Annotated in this window: 17 protein-coding genes; 9 read left to right on the top strand and 8 right to left on the bottom strand. The window is 45.4% G+C overall.

The annotated features are described in order from the left end of the window. The first annotated feature begins 3 nt into the window (after positions 1 to 3). Positions 4 to 2,268, top strand: a complete 2,265-nt coding sequence (locus IV55_RS02060) for a transglycosylase domain-containing protein (protein ID WP_057808856.1) — start codon at positions 4 to 6, stop codon at positions 2,266 to 2,268. Positions 2,269 to 2,337: 69 nt separating this feature from the next. Here the strand turns inward: IV55_RS02060 and IV55_RS02055 are convergent, their stop codons facing one another. The 4 genes from IV55_RS02055 to IV55_RS02040 form a co-directional block, all read right to left on the bottom strand. Beyond that, positions 2,338 to 3,063, bottom strand: a complete 726-nt coding sequence (locus IV55_RS02055; RefSeq protein WP_057808854.1) for a DnaD domain-containing protein — start codon at positions 3,061 to 3,063, stop codon at positions 2,338 to 2,340. A gap of 84 nt (positions 3,064 to 3,147) precedes the next feature. Continuing rightward, positions 3,148 to 4,443, bottom strand: coding sequence for an asparagine--tRNA ligase (gene asnS, locus IV55_RS02050; protein WP_057808852.1), 1,296 nt, complete (start codon positions 4,441 to 4,443; stop codon positions 3,148 to 3,150). A gap of 21 nt (positions 4,444 to 4,464) precedes the next feature. Continuing rightward, positions 4,465 to 4,968, bottom strand: coding sequence for a cell wall elongation regulator TseB-like domain-containing protein (locus IV55_RS02045; RefSeq protein WP_057808850.1), 504 nt, complete (start codon positions 4,966 to 4,968; stop codon positions 4,465 to 4,467). Positions 4,969 to 5,046: 78 nt separating this feature from the next. Beyond that, positions 5,047 to 7,854: a helicase C-terminal domain-containing protein gene (locus tag IV55_RS02040; RefSeq protein WP_057808848.1), complete on the bottom strand. Its 2,808-nt coding sequence runs from the start codon at positions 7,852 to 7,854 to the stop codon at positions 5,047 to 5,049. 183 nt (positions 7,855 to 8,037) lie between these two features. Between IV55_RS02040 and mvk the strand changes: the two genes are divergently transcribed. From mvk to fni, 4 genes are all read left to right on the top strand, one after another. Further along, positions 8,038 to 8,976, top strand: a complete 939-nt coding sequence (gene mvk / locus IV55_RS02035; RefSeq protein ID WP_057808846.1) for a mevalonate kinase — start codon at positions 8,038 to 8,040, stop codon at positions 8,974 to 8,976. A 26-nt stretch (positions 8,977 to 9,002) separates the two neighbouring features. After that, positions 9,003 to 9,983, top strand: a complete 981-nt coding sequence (mvaD, locus tag IV55_RS02030; RefSeq protein ID WP_057808844.1) for a diphosphomevalonate decarboxylase — start codon at positions 9,003 to 9,005, stop codon at positions 9,981 to 9,983. 74 nt (positions 9,984 to 10,057) lie between these two features. Next, positions 10,058 to 11,137 carry a phosphomevalonate kinase gene (locus tag IV55_RS02025; protein WP_057808842.1) on the top strand — a complete coding sequence of 360 codons (1,080 nt, stop codon included), beginning with the start codon at positions 10,058 to 10,060 and terminating at the stop codon, positions 11,135 to 11,137. 31 nt (positions 11,138 to 11,168) lie between these two features. Beyond that, entirely contained in the window at positions 11,169 to 12,206 is a 1,038-nt protein-coding gene (gene fni, locus IV55_RS02020) for a type 2 isopentenyl-diphosphate Delta-isomerase (protein ID WP_057808840.1), read from the top strand. Between the two features lie 210 nt (positions 12,207 to 12,416). Here the strand turns inward: fni and IV55_RS02015 are convergent, their stop codons facing one another. Further along, positions 12,417 to 13,784 (bottom strand): RsmB/NOP family class I SAM-dependent RNA methyltransferase, encoded by a 1,368-nt coding sequence (locus tag IV55_RS02015; protein ID WP_057808838.1) that lies wholly within the window; start codon positions 13,782 to 13,784, stop codon positions 12,417 to 12,419. Between the two features lie 164 nt (positions 13,785 to 13,948). On the opposite strand from IV55_RS02015, the gene IV55_RS02010 reads away from it, so the two are divergent. Together IV55_RS02010 and IV55_RS02005 are read left to right on the top strand one after the other, a co-directional pair. Beyond that, positions 13,949 to 14,779: a Cof-type HAD-IIB family hydrolase gene (locus IV55_RS02010; RefSeq protein WP_057808836.1), complete on the top strand. Its 831-nt coding sequence runs from the start codon at positions 13,949 to 13,951 to the stop codon at positions 14,777 to 14,779. Between the two features lie 60 nt (positions 14,780 to 14,839). Then, a complete protein-coding gene (locus IV55_RS02005; protein ID WP_057808834.1) occupies positions 14,840 to 15,061 on the top strand; it encodes a hypothetical protein in 222 nt (73 codons plus the stop codon). A 198-nt stretch (positions 15,062 to 15,259) separates the two neighbouring features. Here the strand turns inward: IV55_RS02005 and IV55_RS02000 are convergent, their stop codons facing one another. The 3 genes from IV55_RS02000 to IV55_RS01990 all read right to left on the bottom strand — a co-directional run bounded on the left by IV55_RS02000 (position 15,260) and on the right by IV55_RS01990 (position 18,662). After that, positions 15,260 to 16,171 (bottom strand): DMT family transporter, encoded by a 912-nt coding sequence (locus IV55_RS02000; protein WP_057808832.1) that lies wholly within the window; start codon positions 16,169 to 16,171, stop codon positions 15,260 to 15,262. 17 nt (positions 16,172 to 16,188) lie between these two features. Next, positions 16,189 to 17,691, bottom strand: a complete 1,503-nt coding sequence (gene glpK, locus IV55_RS01995) for a glycerol kinase GlpK (protein ID WP_057808830.1) — start codon at positions 17,689 to 17,691, stop codon at positions 16,189 to 16,191. 80 nt (positions 17,692 to 17,771) lie between these two features. Beyond that, the gene (locus IV55_RS01990; protein WP_057808828.1) at positions 17,772 to 18,662 is read right to left on the bottom strand and encodes a YitT family protein; all 891 of its coding nucleotides are present in this window, start codon (positions 18,660 to 18,662) and stop codon (positions 17,772 to 17,774) included. Between the two features lie 240 nt (positions 18,663 to 18,902). On the opposite strand from IV55_RS01990, the gene IV55_RS01985 reads away from it, so the two are divergent. Together IV55_RS01985 and yjeM are read left to right on the top strand one after the other, a co-directional pair. Continuing rightward, positions 18,903 to 20,333 (top strand): C69 family dipeptidase, encoded by a 1,431-nt coding sequence (locus IV55_RS01985; RefSeq protein ID WP_057808826.1) that lies wholly within the window; start codon positions 18,903 to 18,905, stop codon positions 20,331 to 20,333. A gap of 53 nt (positions 20,334 to 20,386) precedes the next feature. Then, a complete protein-coding gene (yjeM, locus tag IV55_RS01980; RefSeq protein WP_057808825.1) occupies positions 20,387 to 21,880 on the top strand; it encodes a glutamate/gamma-aminobutyrate family transporter YjeM in 1,494 nt (497 codons plus the stop codon). The last annotated feature ends 8 nt before the right edge of the window (positions 21,881 to 21,888 follow it).

Below are 21,888 nucleotides of genomic sequence, written 5' to 3'. Positions count from 1 at the left end.
AACATGTCTGACAATAATAATAACAACCAGAATTCACGGATTGGTCGCTATCATGACGATGACGGCGAGCTAATGACCACAGGCGGTCCCAGACGACCTTTGTGGCGTACAATTCTCTATTGGGCTTTGGGAATTATCTTCGCGATTATCTTAGCCGGCGGTGGCCTCTTCGCTGTTTATGCGGCCAGTGCTCCCAAGATAACGACGGCACAGCTAACGAGTCAAAATTCAACAGAAATCCTTGATGATAAAGGGAACGTCATTTCCAGTCTTGGATCTCAAAATAGAACCTATGTTAAATCTGACCAAATTCCAAAGGAATTAAAACAATCCGTTGTTTCTATTGAAGACCGGCGTTTTTACAAGCATCACTTTGGTATTGATCCGCTACGGATTGTGAGTGCTGCTGCAGCTAACTTCACAGGTAGTTCACTAGGGTTGCAAGGTGGCTCAACACTGACCCAACAGTTAGTTAAGCTATCCGTGTTTTCTACCGCTGCTTCAGATCGAACGTTGAAGCGTAAATCTCAGGAAGCTGCTCTTGCCTATTACGTTGAAAAACACTATTCAAAAGATCAAATTCTTGAATTCTATATCAACAAGGTTTACATGGGTAATGGTGTCTATGGGATGGGCACGGCATCTAAATATTATTACAACAAACCGCTAAGCAAGCTTAACTACGCACAGTTTGCCGTCTTGGCTGGGATGCCCCAATCACCAACTTACTATGATCCAGTTGCACACCCTAATTATGCAAAGCAACGACGCGATACCGTTTTACGCGCCATGTATGAAAATAAAGTAATCTCAAAAGCTGATATGAACAGTGGGATTGCTTCCCCTGTTAGCACTGGACTCTCAGTCAACCACAGTGTTAACGACACGAGCTCTGATAACAAGGTTGTTGATGCTTATCTACAGCAGACTATCAAAGAAGTTCAGAAAAAAGGCTTTAATCCCTACAAAGACGGGATTCGCATCTACACCAACCTGAACATGGGTGCTCAACAACGGTTGTACGACATTGTTAACTCGGACAAATATGTCAACTTCCCAAGTGAACTGCTACAGGTTGGGGTCACAATGACTGATCCACAAACCGGAGCTGTCACTGCAATGATTGGTGGTCGTAAGCAAAATGTGGCATTTGGTTTAAACCGTGCGACACAAACTGACCGTTCTTCTGGTTCAACAATCAAGCCGTTTATGGACTACGGTCCTGCGATTGAATATAACCAATGGCCAACATTTAAGGCTCTTGAAGATACCAAGTACACGTATCCAGGCACTAACATTGAGTTAAATGACTGGGATGGTAAGTATCAAGGTACATTATCAATGCGTAAAGCACTGGTTGAATCCCGGAATATTCCTGCCATCCGTACCTTACAAGAAGTTGGTATTAATCGTGCAACCCAATTCATGGCACAAAATGGGATGAAGTTTAAAGAACCACTTGTTTACTCAAACGGGATTGGGGTTTACGTTTCAAGTATGCAAGAATCTGCCGCTTTCGGTGCTTTAGCAAACGGTGGAACTTATCACACCCCTCATTTAGTTAAAAAAGTGGTTACGCAAGATGGTGAAACACACAAGTTTGATGTTTCTTCTCACCGGTCAATGAGTCCTGCCACCGCGTACATGCTGACCGACATGCTCAAGGGTGTGCCAACTGATGTTTGGGCCCCTGACGCGCACATTCCTGGCTTACACCAAGCTGGTAAAACCGGTCAATCAGGTTATCCTGATAGTGTCACTACGGTTCCTCACACTGCTGTTATGGATGCTTGGTACACTGGATACACACAACACAGCGCCATTTCTGTCTGGACTGGTTATGATCAGCCAAATGAGCCGGGTCATTACATGACGACCGCACAGCTTTCTATTGCTGAATCAATCTACAAGTACCTTGCTAGTTACATGGCTCAGACGCAGTCAAATGACGATTGGGAAAAGCCAAGTAACGTTGAATCTATTAAGCATAATGGCATCGACGAATTGGTTATCAGCGGTTCTAACTGGCGGAAATATTTAAACGATAAAGATCAAAGTAGCCCTTCTGGCTCATCTTCATCGAGTGTCTCCTTCTCATCATTCTCCAGCCAAAATAGTAGCAGTGCTTCAAGTGCTTCTAGCGAAAGTCAATCAGCTGGACGTCTGTCTGAAACTGGTGCCAGTCAAGGCGCTGGTAATGGTGGAAACACCGGCACACAATCTTCAACAAGTACCCCAGCTGCTAGCAGTTCTTCAGCAGCCCACTAATCTATAAATCAAAAACACCGCTGACAAATTGCTGTCAGCGGTGTTTTTGATTTATAAACTTGAATGAAATTAATCGTCACTTTCAGAAACTTTAAAGAGCGGAATCGCCGGTCCTTGATGAGTAGCAGGCTTGACCACTGTGGCACTAGCCTGCTGATGTCTCCGATCACCAAGTTCACGCTCAACTTGCCCAGCTGACGTCAAATTCTTATGCTGCCAACTGAGTAAGATACGGTCAATATAGCGCAGACTGTACGCTTGGTTTAAGACCGCTTCGCGCAGCGCAATTAAAATCAATTCCGGCTTAAAGTGATCTTCATCAAACCAGCGTGCAATGGTCTGCAATTCTGTCGGACTTAATGGCCGGCCAAATTCAACCTCAATTTTATTGAAAACATCTTCTCGCGCGGATGTGGAACTCGGTGCTGCAATCGTTGGTGTACTTGCCGCTTGCCCGCTGAGTGTATCTGGTAGCGCCGCCAGCCTTTGGTATAACGGCGTAAAATCATAGCGATCTCGCAGTTTACCTTGGCCATCCGTTGTTGATTCAATTACCAGCAATTGTTTCTTAAGCAGCCCATCCAGTAACTGATACACTTCGGTTGTCGTCGTTTTCATGACATCTGCGACGGCTTGTGCATCCGGAAAGTCAATACCACGATCTAATGAACGTTTATACTGCAGAAACACTAGTAACTCATCGTTTGTCATACTAAGTTCACGATACCGTGTTAGTAAAAGATTGTTAACAGTAGTTGAACCGGCTGCTAACAGTGCACTTGCGAAGTCCTTCATGCGATACCCCTTTCCACAAATTAATAAGTAAAGCCGGCGGGTCCCATTGAAAGGGATGCTCGCCGGCTTTTTAAATGCGTTATTTTAAGGATAAATCCGGTTTAGCATCCGTGGGAATGGGATGGTTTCGCGCAGATGATCTTGTAATGTAATCCAAGTCAAGAAGCGTTCCAAACCAAGACCGAAACCAGAATGCGGAACACTACCGTACTTACGTAAGTCGAAGTACCAGTCGTATTCTTTAGGATCTTGACCAGATTCAACAATCTGTTTGTACAGGTAGTCGTAATCCGTATCACGTTCAGAACCACCAATGATTTCACCATAACCTTCAGGTGCCAATAAATCAGCACAGATAACCACATCATCACGTGTTGGGTGGCGTTTCATATAAAAGGCTTTGATAGCTTTGGGATAGTTTAAAACGAAGACAGGCTGGTCAAAATGATTGGCTAAGAAAGTTTCTTCTGGAGAGCCAAAATCGACACCCCAGTCAACATCGAAGTCATTTTCCTTCAGTAACGTAATTGCATCATCATAAGAAATCCGTGGATAAGGCAACTTCGTGTACTTCTTTAAGGTTTCAACATCGCGCCCCAACGTTTCTAATTCACGCGCGCAGTTATCAATAACTGACTGTACTAAGAAGGCAATGTATTGTTCTTGCAGTTCGAGACTTTCTTCTTGATGCATCCAAGCCATTTCCGGTTCGATCATCCAGAATTCAGTTAAATGCCGACGTGTCTTGGACTTTTCAGCACGGAATGATGGTCCAAACGAGAATACGCGACCAAACGCCATTGCACCGGCTTCTTCATACAGCTGTCCGGTTTGTGACAGATAGGCATCATGTCCAAAATAGTCCGTTTCAAATAATTCAGTTGTACCTTCAGCAGCGGAACCTGTCAGTAACGGTGCATCCAACTTGATGAAATCGTTGTCGTTAAAGAATTGGTAAGTCGCACGAATAACTTCATTACGGATCCGCATCAAAGCATGTGGCCGAGACGAGCGCAACCATAAGTGACGGTGATCCAGTAAGAAATCAATCCCGTGTTCCTTAGGCGTGATTGGGTAATCTTCACTTTCACCCACTAATTCAAAGTCATCAATTTCAATTTCGTAGCCAAACTTAGAACGGGCATCCTCGTGGATTGTTCCCGTTACATAAAGACTACTTTCTTGACGTAATTCCTTTGCTTCTGCGAACTTTTCTTCGGTGACGTCAGTTTTACGTAAAACGCCTTGAAAGAACGCCGTCCCGTCCCGTAATTGTAAGAATGCAATTTTTCCGCTTGACCGTTTGTTGCTCAGCCAAACACCGATCCGAACACGTTCATCGACATGTTCAGGTGCATGAATAATACTAATGGTTTCCACTTTCGTATCTCCTCTACCCGTTTATAAATTTTGAATCGCCTGTGCTGTTGAACCATCTTTGTACCGGAGCAACATATAGCATAGATTACCACGCTGGTTCAGGTAAGAAACTTCCCACACTGGTTGTCCATGTCGTAATCCAAGTCCAATATTTGTGACCTTCTGTGGCTTTTGCGTGCGCCACACCTGATCTAAAATAGCCGACTTTGACTTGCCATCCCGCTGTCTTAACGTCGTCACATGCCCAGTTGACTTGGCCACAACGACATACACCGGATGCTTTTTTTTATTATGACCTCTAACTGCATAATAACTTTGTTGACGATTGTAGGTCATAAAGCCATGGGCATCGTTGACCCCCGCCTTTTGCTTTGCAATAGCCACCGTCTGGCTAGCGGCAGTCTTGGCTGGCCGTAGCGCTTCATGTAACACAATGAAGCCACTACCAACCAACAAGGCTACTGCTAAAACGATCCAGAGAATAATTTGTGACCAATTTTTGCGTCGATGTTGCTGCCGTTGCATGTTTGCTCCTATTTATCCTGTTCTATGATAACGAATTTAATTATAGCAAACTTGTTCAGACACACAATGCAAGATCAGCTATCTAAAGAAATTGTTTGTTTGTGTAATGATTTCAGCCGTCGGTTTCGAAATAACAGTCAAGCCCTTTGGTAAGGCTTTCTGCATCGTGCCACCATAACGCTTATTGACGAGTCGGGAGTCTAAAACCACAATCACACCTCGATCGGTTGGCGTCCGAATCAAACGGCCAATGCCTTGACGCAACCGCAGCGTCGCCTTTGGTAAAGCAGAAGCATAAAAAGCATTGTGTCCTGCTGCCTCTAATCGCGCATTCGTCGCGGCCACTAACAGATCTGTTGGTGAATCAAACGGCAACTTCGTGATGATGACAAGCTCCAGGGCATCCTTAGGTAAGTCAATTCCTTCCCAGTAGCTGGCAGCACCTAACAAAATACCATTTGACTCTGTACTAAAGCGTTTTAAATTCTTTTCCCGACTACCTGTTTCACCTTGTGCAAACACGGTTTGATTGTCATTGACCAACCCATGCGTCAACGCCGTGTACACACCACTAACAGCTGCCAGTGAGTTGAACAGGACTAACGTTTGGCGATGCGTTTTCTTGGCTAGCTTGGCAATCGTGTCTGCCCAGTAGCGATACTGGACATCTGGCTTACGTAAATTAGCGACCGGTGCATCTGTCGCCACAAATAGGCGTGCTTGCTGTTCATAATTAAAGCGTTCCGGTAAGCGTTTCGTAACCGTTGTGGCTTTATCCAAATCAAGTTGCGTCATCAAATAGTTCGCTCGTGTTGACGTAAACAAGGTTGCACCGGTAAAGGTAGGTAACTGAAAATGAGCGTAGACATGCTCTTTTAGCCAACCCGTAGCCATTAATAAGCCACCGCTCAATTCTAAGCTCGCCGAGTCACCATATTGATTTTGTCGCAACCAGTACACGTTCGTTGTTTCAGCATCCCCAAGTTCATCAGCAAACTGTGCCAGCTGAGCAAGCTTCGTCTGAACATCGGCAACGGTCTGCGTAAATTCATGCATCAATGCAACATCTGAATTTAGCCATTTGTTCTGTTGCTTCTCAAAGCGCGTTTGCACTTTATGCAAGGCATTCGGTAATAAGTCAGCCTCTGTAATTAAGGCACTAAAAATCGGATTACCTGCCTGCAGCAATTTTTGCAGCTGCTCGTTGTCGACCAGTTGCTCTAAAATACGCTGTCCATGTGAATTGACTTGTGCAGCTAATAAAAATTGCCGGTACAGTCCCTGTTCGAACTGATCTAAATCCGCATCAAGTTTTAGTAAGACACTGGCTAACTGTTGTAACGCCGCTGTTGCCGTCCCATCTTCACTAAACATTTCAGTCAAATGATGCTCATGTTGATTAAAAATGGTCGCTTGCGCGTGATGAAGTGCACTCGCCAGTTCATGAAATTTAACCGTATTACGATGATCAGACGTGGCCACTGTTGGTAAATGCTGGGCTTCATCAACGAGTAAATAAGGTCGACCTAGCAAAGTATCCAACTGTGCTGCATGTTGGGTCAGGTAGGCATGATTGACCACCACCATATTTGCTTGACGAATTCGTTGATCCATACGTCGTAGATAATCGTCCTCGTAGAAGGGATCTTTGGGATTCAACGATTGCAGTCCACGGTGACAAATTTCCTCAAACAGCTGTGCTCGATATGAATTTAAATGTAATTCATCTAAATCACCGGTTTGTGTTTGCAACAACCAAACTAAAATACGTGCCTTTAAAAATTGGCTTTGTTGAGAATGCTCCGGCACGGTTAATGTTGCCGCGAAACGACTTAAATCCAGGTAATGTTGGCTACCTTTCACAGCCACTGCGTTGATTGCGAATGGCACCATGGCTCGCAACTTCGGCAGCGTATCAGTCATGAACTGTTCTTGTAATAAGGTCGTTTGTGTTGAAATTACTGTCGCCTTGCCTGTTTGTGACAAAAATGCAAACGGCACCGCATACCCTAATGTTTTACCAATCCCGGTAGGGGCTTCAATAATCAGATTCTTAGTATCTTCATGGCTATAATTATTGAAAATGTGATTCATCATTTTCGCCTGCGAATCACGCCATTCCACTTGGTCACCCCAAGCTTTGAGCTTAGCCGCTTTAGATTTTGGATAAGCCCGCGGCTGGCCTAAATCGATTGCTTGCGGTGGCGTTGCTTCATGTAAGACGAGCCGTGAACGGACATACTGCCCTGCAGGCAACTGCGCCGGTTGTTTACGTGCTGCTGCTAAAGCGACATCGAATACTTTGGTCGTGTCCGCCGGCAACGACAAATTCAAATTAACCAGTTGGCGTAGCGTATTGATTGGCAAAGTTGCCACCTGATCCAGCAGCTTTAATAACAAGACGGCTGTCGCATCAGCATCTGAGTCCGCCGTATGCGGCTGATCATGTTCAATTTGAAAATGGGCACTCAAATCACGCAACCGAAAACTCGTTAACGTTGGAAACAAAATCTGCGTTAACGTCACTGTATCGATAGCTTCAATTTGTAGTGGTGGATATCCGACCCGACTAAATTCAGCATTTAAAAAAGGAAAATCAAAGTTAACGTTATGGGCGACAAATACGGTCCCTTGCAACATGGCGTATAGTGCACCAGCCACATCATCAAAGTACGGTGCTTTGGCCACTTCTCGGTTAGTGATACTCGTTAAATGCGTAATGTTAGCCGGGATCTGTCGACCCGGATTGATTTTTGTACTGTAGTGGTTGATGACCTTGCCGTGTTTAACAAACGCACAGCCAATTTGAATGACGCGGTCACCATCCTTAACACTCGTACCGGTCGTTTCAATGTCGACGACGGCATACGTTGTGTCTTTGTTCATCTACTACTCGACACCTTTCGTTCACCAGCGATACAGATAATTTTCTAAACCTGCTGTACTGGTTAAAAGTCTTGTTTAAGTCTACTCCGTTTATCTTACCAAACAAAGGCGCGCCGTGCTGATAATTGCGGATTTGTCTGTGGTATTATTATGATAATAAACATTTATAAGGAGTTAACCATTATGCGGGTTGGAACAGGACACGCCCACGGAAAAATCATTCTAATTGGCGAGCACAGTGTCGTTCACGGTCAACCAGCAATTGCCATTCCGCTGCGACATTTACCAGTAACTGTAACGCTTCAAGAAACCACTAATGCGCAACAATTCGTCAGTGATGTGTTTACTGGCACCATGGCAGAGTTACCCGGGTTGTTTGATGGTATTCGTGTCTTAGTGGACCGTTTACTACGCCGCTTTAATGAACCTGAATGTCCGTTTACGTTAACAGTGGTCAGCAAAATTCCCGAAGAACGTGGTATGGGGTCTTCTGCTGCGGTTGCAACGGCCATTGTGCGTGCTTTCTATGACTTTTTTGACACACAACTTGATCAACAAACACTACTAGCGACGGTTAACATTGAAGAAATGATTACGCATGGCACCCCATCTGGAATTGATGCTGCAACTGTCAGTGCCGACCAACCGGTGTGGTTTGTTAAAGGCGCACCACTCACCCACTTTGCCATGCACACACATGCATGGCTGGTCGTTGGCGATACCGGTGTTACTGGTCAAACTGGCATGGCGGTCAACTCAGTCAAAGAACTATTGACTGATCCTGATCAACCCGGCGTTGGCGAACACTTGATCAACCACCTGGGCGCCCTGACTAAAGCTGCTGCTGATGCGCTGCAACATGACCAACGCAAGCAACTAGGACTCATTTTAAATCAAGCTCAGTCCGATTTAGCAACGCTCGGGGTGAATCACCCAGTATTGCAACGTCTAATCGATGCTGCTAATCAAACAGGTGCGTTAGGTGCAAAATTAACTGGTGGCGGTTTGGGCGGTTGTATGTTTGCCGTCGCTAATGATGAACAAACAGCTAAACAAATTGCAACCAGCTTAAAGCAACACGGTGCCGTTGCCACCTGGCTTGAGCCACTCACAGCGCTATAACCTTAATGATAATGAAGGAATAAACCATGTCGATCTTACAAACTGCAGTGACTGCTAAAGCGCATACCAACATTGCCTTGGTAAAATACTGGGGCAAAGCAGATCAATCACTGATTATCCCGACCAACGATTCCATTTCGCTAACCTTAGACCATTTTTACACGACCACGACCGTGCGCTTTGATGCGCACCTTACAGCAGATGAAATTACGCTAGACGGATTGACACTGCCTACTGATGGTCAACAACGAATGCGTCACTTTATGGATATGATTCGTCATGAAGCAAAGATAACGACCTTTGCCCACATTGAAACAGCTAACCATGTCCCCACCGCTGCCGGATTAGCCTCTTCTGCATCTGGCTTTGCAGCGTTAGCAGGTGCTGCTGCCAAGGCTGCCGGGTTATCAACTGACCGTCAGTATTTATCACGTTTGGCGCGGCGTGGATCTGGATCGGCGTCGCGTTCGCTTTTTGGTGGCTTTGTTCACTGGCACGCTGGTCATGATGATGCGAGTTCATTTGCTGAACCACTCACTGAAAAAGTCACGTGGCCGATACGGATGATCGCCATCGTGACCTCCCGTGCTGAAAAAAAGATTGGCAGTACGAACGGCATGCAAGCATCCCAAAGTTCCCCTTACTTTGCCGACTGGGTCAAAACCGCTAACGCAGACATTTCACCGATGACTGCAGCACTGTTTAAGGAAGATATAAAATCAGTTGGTGAAATTGCTGAGCACAATGCCATGAGCATGCATGCCACCACCCTTAGTGCTGAGCCACCATTCACCTATTTTAATAGTGGTAGCTTACAGGCAATGCAAGCCGTTCAAGATTTGCGTTTGACTGGCGTGAACTGCTATTATACGATGGATGCTGGTCCAAACGTGAAGGTGCTGTGTGAAGCAGCTGATGTCCCCGCTATTTTAGCGCGGCTACAACCGTTATTTGGATCGTACAACTTGGTCGTGGCCAAACCAGGACCAGGATTAACCTATCTTTAAAAAAATGAACTTACGGAAATGTTTGCGGACGAAACCGGACGCACACATTTTTTGTCTTGAAAGGACATGATTAATTGATTAGCGTGAAAGCGCCTGGCAAACTTTATATTGCCGGCGAGTATGCCGTTGTTGAGGCAGGCTTCCCTGCAATTATTGTTGCTCTCAATCAGTTTGTAACGGTCACCGTTGCTGAAAGTGAAAACTTTGGCACCATTGACTCTGAACAATATAAAGAAACATCCGTTAACTGGCGCCGTGCAGGGGATGAATTGGTTTTTGATAACCGGGATAATCCTTTCCACTACCTCTTGTCTGCCATTCGCCTGACAGAAACCTATGCGCGTGCTTGTGGCCGTGAACTTAAGTTTTATCATCTTTCTGTCGATTCTGAATTAGACAGTCGCGATGGTAAAAAGTTTGGGCTCGGTTCTTCTGCAGCAGTGACTGTCGGGACAGTTAAGGCACTGTGCAAATTTTACAACCTACCGATCACTAAAGATATTCTCTTTAAAATGGCAGCAATTGCGCATTTAGATGTGCAAGGCAACGGTTCTTTAGGCGATATTGCTGCCTCTGTTTATGGTGGTTGGATTGCCTATCATTCATTTGATCATCAATGGTTGGCAAGCAAACGGGCAGAAGTCAGCCTCGTCGACTTATTAAATATGGATTGGCCGGGTCTATCTGTGGAATTGTTAACACCCCCTGCTGATTTACGCCTTTTAATTGGTTGGACAGGATCACCTGCGTCCACGTCACACCTAGTTGATAAAGTTACCTGGGCAAAAGACAAGGAAAAGCAAGAATATCGTGCCTTTCTAGATGCCAGTCGTGCCTGCTTGGATCGAATGATTGCTGGTTTTCGAACTGGCGCCATTAACGTGATTCAACGTGAATTGCGGGTCAATCGTAAATTACTACAACATTTAAGTTCATTTAGTCACGTATCTATCGAAACAGTTGCGTTAAATTCACTTTGCGCCATTGCAGAAGATCATGGCGGCGCAGCCAAAACTTCCGGTGCTGGTGGTGGTGATTGTGGAATTGTCCTCATTGATCGCCATGAAGCTGTTGATACGTTACTGCAGGATTGGGAATCTGAGGGTATTACGACCCTCCCACTCAGCGTTCATAACGTGATGGACTTAGTTTAGCTGACAGAATTATACTTATTGGAGGCACAGCATGGCAAAGAGCACGGAATCAGCCCACGCACATCGTAAAGATGAACATCTTGCCTTAGCACAAACCACTTATGAAGCAGCTTCAGCAAGTGATTTCGACCAGGTACAAATTATTCATCAAGGGTTACCAGAACTAGCCGCTACTGACGTCAATATTTCCACTAACTTCGGGGCGCTTTCCATGGCGACCCCTTTTTACGTTGAGGCCATGACCGGTGGCTCATCGCGTACTGGCAGCCTTAATCAACAACTCGCCGAGGTTGCAGCTACAACCGGTCTGGCCATGGCAGTTGGCTCACAAAGTATCGCGCTACGAGAACCTGCCAGTGTCGCCAGCTTCACTGCTGTTCGTAAAGCAAATAAGACTGGTCTTATCTTTGCAAATCTAGGGGCCGGTCATTCACTAGCTGATGCACAGCGTGTCGTGGATATGATGGAAGCTGATGCACTAGAACTGCACATTAACACAGCTCAGGAAATTGTCATGCCAGAAGGCGATACTGACTTTTATTGGTTAAAGAACATTGAAACCATTGTCGCCCACTTATCGGTTCCAGTAATCGTTAAGGAAGTTGGCTTTGGCATGAGTCAGGAAACAGCCGACAAACTGCAGTCCGTTGGCGTCGACTACATTAATGTCAGTGGATGTGGTGGTACGAATTTTGCCCGGATTGAAAACGAACGCCGTCATTTACAAGAACGCAGCTACTTAACTGGCTGGGGGCAAAGCACTGTTCAATCCCTGCTAGAGGTTCAAAAGAGCCCACTGCACATCTTTGCCTCAGGTGGTGTCCGCAATCCACTAGACGTCTTTAAAGCGCTTATACTAGGTGCTGATGCGGTTGGCGTGGCCGGTTACTTCTTGCACGTGTTGATGACAGATGGTCAACAGGCACTGCAAGACGAAATTATTACCTGGCAAACTGCCTTGCGTGACTTGTACCTACTGACTGGTACTAAAGACCAACATTCATTGCACGATGTTGCGCGCGTTTTATCCCCTGCCTTACTGGCTTATCAAACACAACGTGGGCTTTAAAACCAGACTTCATGCAATCAGTTCATAATCTAAAAAGCACGTTTGGGACATCTTCCCAAACGTGCTTTTTGATTTACGAACTGAAATAGTAAGAAACGTGGGACAAAAGTCAAGTCGCCGTGCAAAGGACGAACCACCGAACAGCCGTTCTAACCCTTGCGCACGACTTCCAGACTTGTGTCCCGTGCTCGCTTATTGTTTGCTCAGAAACTATGCTTGAAACCGTAATCCTTTTGGAAAACCATTCTTCAATGTCTGTCCAACAACCTTCCCAAATCCAACACCATTACCGTTGATTGTAGCTAACGTCCATCCGGCTTCGGCTGGTTCGGTTAAATTAACCACATCACCATGGACGTAACGCGCCCATTGCGCATCAGTCAGTGCAACTGTTCGTCCATACTGATCAGGACGAATTGCTAACGCCAGTGCAAAGGCCGGTTCAAACCGATTTTTCTTGAAGGTTCCTAAATGAAGTCCCGGACGAATAATGTGCAATCGTCCAAATACAGGACTATCAGATGGCAACCGATACAACTGGTCTCCGAAAACGACTAATTGCCGATCATCTGTTGGCAAGTTCAGGTGCTGTTGTTCCGCAAATGCATGCCAGAGCTTCAAGGCAGCCGGTTCAGGATGAACAAAGTTTGCGCGTGGTGCCTTTTTGGTCTTTGTTTCGTCAGTTTCAGCATGCCGCACGAGCTTAGCTAGGAAATGCCCCTCGCCTTTGGTCATGTGATGCGGAAATAATCGTCCTGCCTTTGCTAAGCTTGGTTCACCGTTGGCCCATTGTGGACGAGCGGGTTCTAAACCGTCTAATTCAGGCAATGTGACTAATTCAAATTCTGGATAGGTTGCTAATAACCAAGCCATCATCTGTTCGTCTTCTTCTGGTGCAAAGGTACAGGTCGAATAAATCAGTTGCCCACCTGGACGAACTAACTTAACGGCTTCAGTCAGAATTTCTCGTTGCCGTGTTGCACACTCAGCTGGGTAAGCAGGTGTCCAGTAATCCGCGGCAGCGGGATCCTTTCGAAACATGCCCTCACCTGAACACGGTGCATCAACCACAACCTTGTCAAAAAAAGCAGGAATCTGCTTGGCGATATGCGCGGGTGTTTCATTTAACACAACCGCATTTTCCACACCGAAGCGTTCAATGTTTTCGGCAAGGATGGCTGCGCGCTTGGCAAAGATTTCATTTGTCACTAGCAAGCCTTGTTGCTGCAATCCGGCCGCAATCTGGGTCGATTTGCCACCAGGTGCTGCACACAGATCTAAGATTCGCTCGCCAGGTTGAGCATCCACGATGGCGCCAACATACATCGCAGATGGTTCCTGACCATACACAACCCCAGTTACGTGATCACTGGAGTGACCGTTCACTTTTCCAAAGTAGCCATTTGGGATCGCCGTTGGTTCTGTTAACGGCGTTACATGTGGGATAGCATTTGCCTTCAGTGGATTTATCCGAAAACCATGATGCACAGGTTGATCAAAACTTGCCAAAAAGGCATCCGCTTCCGTCTGACCCATTAACGTTCGGTACTTTTCTGTGTAACCCGCAGGTAACTGCATAATAAACTCCCTTTAAAGATAATTAGTAACATTTTACAACGAATGATGGTGCGCGTCATCACTTAGCAAACCACTTGCAGATTAAATTTGAATACGGTAAATTATAACGAATGGTGCTGACCGCATTTTGCGTCAGCCTTTTGCTTGCAGAGAGGAGTTTTCACATGCAACGTAAACTAATCGCTATCGATTTAGATGGCACCACCCTTAATCGACAATCACAAATTTCTGACCGGACCAAACAGGTGTTACAACAAGCAGTTGCCGCCGGCCATATTGTCAGTATTGTGACCGGTCGACCTTACCGAATTTCAAAACAATATTATGATCAGCTGGGACTGAAAAGTGCCATGATTAACTTTAACGGCTCACTCGGCCATCTACCCCACCAAGAATGGGCAAAGGAATATCAATACACGATCGACCGTGATGTTGCCTTAGATCTATTGGCACATCAGCAAGCCTTAGGTATCGAAACAATTGCAGCCGAAAATAAAAATCACGTCTGGGCAAATCATGGTAGTGATGGCACAATTGACTTTTTCCCAACGGTTGTCGCACATGATCAACTCTTAAACAGTGACAACCTCACCAGCGACCCAACTGCACTGACGGTCTACTTTGATGAAAGTCATCGTGACCAATTAATTGGGGATCTGACGAAACGTTACGGCGATCACCTTGATATGAACGTTTGGGGTGGCAGCTGGCCAGTCCTAGAACTCGCCCATAAAGGAATCGAAAAAGCGACTGGCGTAGACTTTCTCGCCAAAACCTATCAGATTGACCGCAGTGACATTATTGCCTTTGGCGATGAAGGTAATGACCGTGCCATGATTGATTACGCCGGCTGGGGAGTCGTGATGCAAAACGGGATCGACAGTTTAAAGCAAATGGGACAGGATGTCACCGCTTTAGATAACGATCACAATGGACTTGCTGAGTATTTAAGTGACTATCTGGAACTGCCACAGGCCTTGGCAAAAGCTGAATGATTGCGTTTTCATGATAAAAGCGGGATGATAAAGCTGTAATTAGCATAAGGAGGCGATATCATGACAGAAGAACATGTTCTGTTTAACCCTGGCGATGCCATCACCAACGCGCATGACTATAACGCCGTTTATCAAAGCGCGCAGATTTACAAACAAAAACATCCCCACACCCTTTTCATCGTGTCTGAAACAGACGGCAAGCCATATGTTTTGTTTGATCAGGCTAGCAAACGCCGGGATGATCCGGACACAACCAAGTATCGCGTCATTAAAAAAATGTAATTTAAAAGAGTTTGGGACAAAAATCAGGAAGTCGTGAGCACGACCTATAACCGCCGTGCGAGATGGGTTTCAACCCGGTAGGTTGTTCGTCCTTTGCACAGCGGCTTGACTTTTGACTCTCGTTTTCACTGTTTAAGCTCTTAAATCAAAAAAAGTTTGGGACATGACGACTGTCCCAAACTTTTTTTGTGCTGCTTTTTAATCATCAGTTGGTCGTTTACGTAGTGCTTGTAACAGATAGACCGCCACAATTACCAACACAGACCCGATCACTTCCACCAAACTAATCTGTAGATGGAAGAAAATAATACTCAAAATAAAGGTTACGACTGGCTGAACCGCGTCCACGATACTAATTGCAGACGACGGTGCAAAGTTCAAACTGTATAGTAACGTTGAAAATGCCAACACAGTACCAATTAAAATAACACTTAAAATTGCAATAACCAGCCGCCCGTTAATCGGTGGTGTATCCACCCAAATTGGGTGCCACAGGTTAAACAGGACACCACTGATCAGCATTCCCCAGCCAAGCACCACGATAGGCGAATGTTTTTCAACGATGGGCCGTGGTAACACGACGTAACATGCGGCCGTCACCCCTGATAATGCACCCCAGATCAATGATGCAACTGGCACTGATAATGTATGAATATTGCCCCGCGTAATGGCCAAAAATACCCCTACCAAGGCCACGCCAAAAGCAATCAAATCAGAGCGTAACGGAATCTGCTTTTTGAAGACTAACGCCCCTAATACAATGAACAAAGGACTTAAGTATTGTAGAATCGTTGCAACCGCTGCGTTCCCCGTTTTGATACTCATATAAAACGTGAATAGATTGGCCATCAAGCCCAATAATGAATAAGCTACTAGCCAACCGACCAACCGCCATGATTTGAATAAATCAAAGATATGCGTGCCTTCACGAAAGAGACCAATTACTAATAAGATAATCCCTGCACCAAGGGTTCTAACTGACAAGAACCAGGTAGCTGGAATGTTTTGTGTTTGTGAAATGTACTGCAGAATGGTACCCGAAATCCCCCACATGGTCGACGCAAAAGCCGCCCAAAAGATTCCCTTTGAATAATTGGTCTGTGAATTCATATGTCTTCCCCTATGCCTTAATCCTGCTCAAATGCCTGGGCTGCCTTAATCGCAACCTGCCAACCGTGGTATAACTTATGTCGCCGTTCATCAGTAATTTGTGGTGTAAATGAATCGCCACTTTCATAGAGCTTACGCAGTTCATCTTGATCTTGCCAAAAGCCAATGGCTAAGCCAGCTAGAAAGGCTGCACCAAGCGCTGTCGTTTCACTGATTTTAGCACGCCGGATGGTGGCGTTTAGAATGTCCGCCTGAAATTGCATCAAGTAATCATTCCGTGCAGCCCCACCGTCAACGTGCAATGCGTCGATAGGTAGCCCAGTATCAGCAGCCATGGTATCAACAACATCTTTGGTTTGGTAGGCAATTGCCTGTAAGGTTGCGCGCACAAACTGTGCCTTGGTGGTCCCACGTGTTAGCCCGAATACCGCGCCGCGTAAAGACTGGTCCCAGTATGGTGCACCTAAACCGGTAAACGCCGGAACGACGTAAACATTGTCATCTTCATCAGCAGCCCGCGCTAAAGCTTCTGATTCACTCGCATCATTGACCAGTTCCATCCCATCGCGTAGCCATTGAATCGCTGAACCCGCAACGAAAATAGATCCTTCCAACGCATAGGTAACCTTACCACCAATACCGTACGCAATCGTGGTCAACAAGCCTTGATTTGATAAGGTTGGTTTATCCCCGATGTTCATTACGATAAAAGCACCAGTACCATACGTATTTTTAACGTTACCAGCATCAAAAGCAGTTTGACCCACTAAAGCGGCCTGCTGGTCCCCTGCAATCCCACAGATTGGCACAGAAACCCCTGACATCGTGTAGTTAGCTGTATAGCCATAGATCTCTGAGGAAGGCCGTACTTCTGGCAAAATGTTGGCTGGAATGTCAAAGGCTGATAGCAGTTCTTGATCCCACTGCAGGTCATTAATGTTAAACAACATTGTCCGACTCGCATTCGTGTAATCAGTCGCATGCACTTTTCCACCAGTCAACTTCCACAATAACCACGTATCAATGGTACCAAACAGCAAATCACCATTTTCGGCCTGTTCACGACAACCAGGTACGTTATCCAATAGCCACTTTATTTTTGATGCAGAAAAATAAGAATCAACGACTAAGCCTGTCTTTTGCCGAATCATGTCCGTTAAACCTGCAGCCTTCCATTCATCAGCAATGGCCGCAGTTTGCTTCGACTGCCACACAATGGCCCGATGGACTGGCTGGCCGGTCTTCTTATTCCACATCACCGTTGTTTCACGTTGATTCGTGATTCCGATTCCACGTACCTTATAAGGTGCTACGTGTGCTTGAATCAAGGCATCGGCCATCACTGACTGAACACTATTCCAAATCTCTTCAGCATCATGTTCAACCCAACCTGGTGATGGGAAATGTTGGGTAAATTCCTTTTGCGCTTTACCGACAACCTGACCGACATGATTGAAAAGCATGGCTCGACTACTGGTGGTTCCTTGGTCGATGGCCATGATGTATTGTTCATCACTCATTGAACTAACTCCATTCATTGGGACTAACATTATTTAAGTCCACAGCACTAATCTAATTTTAGCAAATTTTGACTGTTCCGTTAGGATTGTTTCGAATTTTGCCGTAATTTTTCTTGTGCAGCCTCGTCAAAGAAGTTCCCGGCGACATCGGCCGTTGAGACAAAGTTAATAAAGCTCCCAGGATCAGTCCGTTCCACAGAATTTTTCAAGTCGTACAGTTCATAACGTGAAATCACAATCATCAAAGTGGTATTGGCTTTATTAGAAAACGCCCCCCGTGATGGAATCTCAGTAATTCCACGGAATAAATGGCGCTGCAGATCAGCAATCACTGCCTCCGGTTCATTTGTCACCACTAAGGCAGTCATTTTTTGATGGCGGGTGTGAATTGTATCAACCATTCGTGATGTCGCATAAATCGTGATGATCGTGTACAGCGCATTCTCCCAACCGATAAAAAATCCAGCAATCGCAATGATTCCAGAATTCAATAACATCGTTAACGTTCCGATGCTACGGCCAGTTGTTTTTTGTAACACCATGGCGATGATATCCATGCCACCGGTCGAGAAGCCAAAGCGAAATGGAAAACCAATGCCGATTCCCGTTAGAATGCCACCAAACAAGGCGTTTAATAATGCGTTATGAGAGACACTCACTTCAGGAATCACAATGGCTAATAGTGATGTCACAATAGCGTTTGCAAAACTCCACGCAGTAAAGCGGGGTCCAATTTTGCGCCAGCCCATAATACCAATTGGTAAGTTGAACGCGAGGATGAACCATCCAGTTGAAATATTGATGTGACTGATGTTAAGACCCCAGTGTAATAATTGGGCGATCCCATTCAGACCACCTGCAAAAATATTACTTGGAATCAAAAACATGTTTAAGGCCACTGCACAACACAGTGCTGAAAAACATAAAATACCGGTTTTAATAAGTGCATCTTGTTCGCGAATCCGCGTCATGGTGCCGACCTCCGAGTTTCTCTAATGTTGATAATTAAACCACAGTTTGCCCCTGCTTGACCACTAAGTTTATGGCAAGCAAACTGCGTAAAACGCATAAATAATTGTTCGTTTATAAACATCGGTTAGAAATTGGCATGAACCTGCTTAGAATCGATGATAAAAAGCGCCAGCGGCATGGTTTTCTGCTACACTTTATCTAATTGTAAATTTATTCATTTAATGAAAGTGAGAACGCATATGCAATTAAATGATCAACGCCGTCCGTCTGCGTGCACCAGTATTTTAATCGGTAAAAAAGCTTCGCTAGACGGATCAATCATGATTGGTCGCAATGAAGATAGTAAGGCCTCATGGCCAAAACACTTTGTCGTGCATCCACATGAAGATTTCAAAGAAGATCAGCAGTACGTGTCAAAGGACAATGGCTTCAGCACTGCGTTGCCTAAGGTACGGCAACGCTACACAGCAACTCCAGAGTGGACGACCAAGTATGGATTGTTCGAAGAAGATGGCATTAACGAACATAACGTGGCCATGTCGGCGACCGAAAGTGCTTATTCGAATGACACCGTGCTGGCCGCCGATCCTTTTGTACCAGATGGAATTCAAGAAGAAGCCATGGTAACGGTTGTTTTACCTTACGTCACCACTGCTCGCGAAGGTGTTGCACGCCTTGGACAACTACTTGAAGAACATGGCACAACTGAATCAAACGGGATTTTGTTTGCTGACGAACAAGAAGCTTGGTACATGGAAACAGCTGCTGGCCATCAGTGGGTCGCACAGCGTATTCCAGACGATAGCTATGCCGTCGTCGCCAATCAACTTGCCATTCAAACGATTGATTTCGATGATCCAGATAATTTCATGTTCACAGCCAATCTGGAAAACTTTGTTCGTGACCATCAGTTGAATCCTGATCCAGATGGCTTCAACTTCCGCCATATTTTTGGCACACGTGGTGAGTCCGACGAAACTTACAACACACCGCGGGTTTGGATTGGTCAAAAACTATTTAATCCAGAAATCGAACAATCACCAATCGATGAAGAACTTCCCTTTATTCGTCAGGCTAGCCGGCTTCTGTCTGTGAATGATGCTGAAGATTTCCTCAGTAATCACTATGAAGGCACACCCTATGACCCAACTGGCAATGACACTGTCAATCGTCATCGATTCCGTCCCATCAGTTTGGCCAAAACACAAGAATCACACATTTTACAGTTACGTCCACAGATGCCTAAAGCACTCGTCGGTGTTCAGTGGTTAGCAATGGGGGTTGCTGCACAAAGTAACTACGTACCTTTCTACACAGCTATCACAGATACCCCAACTGCTTATAAACGCGGGCAAGCAACCTATACCCCCACCAGTGCATACTGGATCTACAAGTTGGCAAGCACTTTGTGGGACGCACACTACCGGCACTTTGCTAAAGATTATCAACAAACACGAACTAACCTGCGTGCGCAATTAGGTGCATTACTTGCTGCCAGTGATGTTGCTGCACAAAAGCTATCGACAACTGATCAAATCGCCTTTCTCACCACCGCAAACGCTAAGGCTGCTAAGACGGCACTCACCGCCTATCAAACGTTAACCAGTCAGTTAGTCACACATAGCACTGACTTTTCACCTTTAAACTTTACCACCGACGATAATTTATAATTCGTGAACACGGGCAATGTAACATTGTTCACTAACAAAAGAGGAAGTAACGCATGGAACAGAAAAAGAAACTCTCATTGGGCGCACTTGTTTTAATGATTTTTACCACTATTTTTGGATTCGGGAACACTCCGACAGCCTTTGCACAAATGGGCTATGGTGCCATCTTCTGGTACTTAGTTGGCGCTGTCTTATTCTTTCTTCCCAGTGGCCTTATGTTTGCTGAATATGGCGCCTCACTGAAAGAATCCAAGGGTGGTATTTATTCTTGGTTAGACGCTTCAATCAGTGAACGTTGGTCCTTTATTGCAACGTTTATCTGGCTATCTTCATGGATTATCTGGCAAGTAATGATTGCCCAAAAAGTGTGGATCACCCTGGCAACAATTATCAGTGGTCACGACACCACCGGTAGCTGGCATCTATTCGGCTTAAATTCAACGTTGACCATCGCACTATTAGCCATTTTATGGATTATCGGCATTACCTGGGCGGCTTCACGGGGGATGGAATTCATCGCACGGGTCGCTTCGACTGGTGGGATTGCTGTCATGGCGTTAAATGTTATTTTGGTGCTTGCCAGCCTAATTATTTTGATTGCAAACCACTTTACCTTGGCACAACCAATCAACCATTTATCAGACTTTGCCACCTCGCCAAGTCCACAATTCCAGACACCAATTGCCATGATCAGTTTCGTGATTTATGCCATTTTTGCCTACGGTGGACTCGAATCCATCGGTGGTGTGACTGATTCATTAGATCAACCAGAAAAAACATTTCCACGAGGAATCTTGATTGGAACCTTAGTCATCGGGGTCGGATACTCGCTCACGATTTTTCTTTGGGGAATCTCAACTAACTGGGCCATGGTCATCGCGCATGGTAGCGTTAACCTTGGGAACATTACGTATGTATTGATGGAAAACTTAGGTAACGTGCTTGGTCTTTCATTAGGTTTATCGGTTCCTGCAGCGCATGTGCTCGGTGAAATTTTCTCTCGTTTCGCCGGAATCAGCATGTTCTTGGCCTACTTAGGTTCATTCTTTGTACTCATATACTCACCACTTAAATCATTTATCTTAGGTTCACCAAAAGAACTATGGCCTAAGAAAATGACCAAGTTAAATAAGCACAACATGCCTGAATTTGCGATGTGGATGCAAGCAGCTGCTGTCTGTCTCTTCATTGCCGGCATTTCACTTGCCGCTGTCTTGACGCACAAGGATGCTAAGTTCTTCTACAATGTCCTAACATCAATGAGTAACGTTTCAACAACACTGCCCTACTTATTCCTAGTGGGGGCCTTTCCTTACTTCAAACGTGAACAACGTGAACGGCCTTTCGTTGCCTATCACTCAAAACGGTGGATGTTATTCGTTGTCACAATCGTCATGATCACCTTAAGTGTCGGTATTGGCTTCACAATTCTGCAACCATTCTTGGATAAAGATTGGGTTACCGCAATTGCAACTGTTGCCGGTCCACTAGTCTTTGGTAGCATCGCATGGATTTTCTATGCCAATCGCGAACAAAACGTGGATTAAAAGTCAAG

This window comes from Furfurilactobacillus siliginis (genome assembly GCF_001437435.1).
Classification (GTDB): Bacteria; Bacillota; Bacilli; order Lactobacillales; family Lactobacillaceae; genus Furfurilactobacillus; species Furfurilactobacillus siliginis.
Note: the sequence above shows the minus strand (reverse complement) of the source record. Positions and strands in the feature narration are given on the sequence as shown.

Excerpts from the sequence above, each read along its gene's own strand:
- IV55_RS02060 (WP_057808856.1), top strand. The coding sequence starts at position 4 with ATGTCTGACAATAATAATAACAACCAGAATTCACGGATTGGTCGCTAT.
- IV55_RS02055 (WP_057808854.1), bottom strand. The coding sequence starts at position 3,063 with ATGAAGGACTTCGCAAGTGCACTGTTAGCAGCCGGTTCAACTACTGTT.
- IV55_RS02045 (WP_057808850.1), bottom strand. The coding sequence starts at position 4,968 with ATGCAACGGCAGCAACATCGACGCAAAAATTGGTCACAAATTATTCTC.
- IV55_RS02040 (WP_057808848.1), bottom strand. The coding sequence starts at position 7,854 with ATGAACAAAGACACAACGTATGCCGTCGTCGACATTGAAACGACCGGT.
- mvk (WP_057808846.1), top strand. The coding sequence starts at position 8,038 with ATGCGGGTTGGAACAGGACACGCCCACGGAAAAATCATTCTAATTGGC.
- mvaD (WP_057808844.1), top strand. The coding sequence starts at position 9,003 with ATGTCGATCTTACAAACTGCAGTGACTGCTAAAGCGCATACCAACATT.
- fni (WP_057808840.1), top strand. The coding sequence starts at position 11,169 with ATGGCAAAGAGCACGGAATCAGCCCACGCACATCGTAAAGATGAACAT.
- IV55_RS02015 (WP_057808838.1), bottom strand. The coding sequence starts at position 13,784 with ATGCAGTTACCTGCGGGTTACACAGAAAAGTACCGAACGTTAATGGGT.
- IV55_RS02010 (WP_057808836.1), top strand. The coding sequence starts at position 13,949 with ATGCAACGTAAACTAATCGCTATCGATTTAGATGGCACCACCCTTAAT.
- IV55_RS02005 (WP_057808834.1), top strand. The coding sequence starts at position 14,840 with ATGACAGAAGAACATGTTCTGTTTAACCCTGGCGATGCCATCACCAAC.
- IV55_RS02000 (WP_057808832.1), bottom strand. The coding sequence starts at position 16,171 with ATGAATTCACAGACCAATTATTCAAAGGGAATCTTTTGGGCGGCTTTT.
- glpK (WP_057808830.1), bottom strand. The coding sequence starts at position 17,691 with ATGAGTGATGAACAATACATCATGGCCATCGACCAAGGAACCACCAGT.
- IV55_RS01990 (WP_057808828.1), bottom strand. The coding sequence starts at position 18,662 with ATGACGCGGATTCGCGAACAAGATGCACTTATTAAAACCGGTATTTTA.
- IV55_RS01985 (WP_057808826.1), top strand. The coding sequence starts at position 18,903 with ATGCAATTAAATGATCAACGCCGTCCGTCTGCGTGCACCAGTATTTTA.
- yjeM (WP_057808825.1), top strand. The coding sequence starts at position 20,387 with ATGGAACAGAAAAAGAAACTCTCATTGGGCGCACTTGTTTTAATGATT.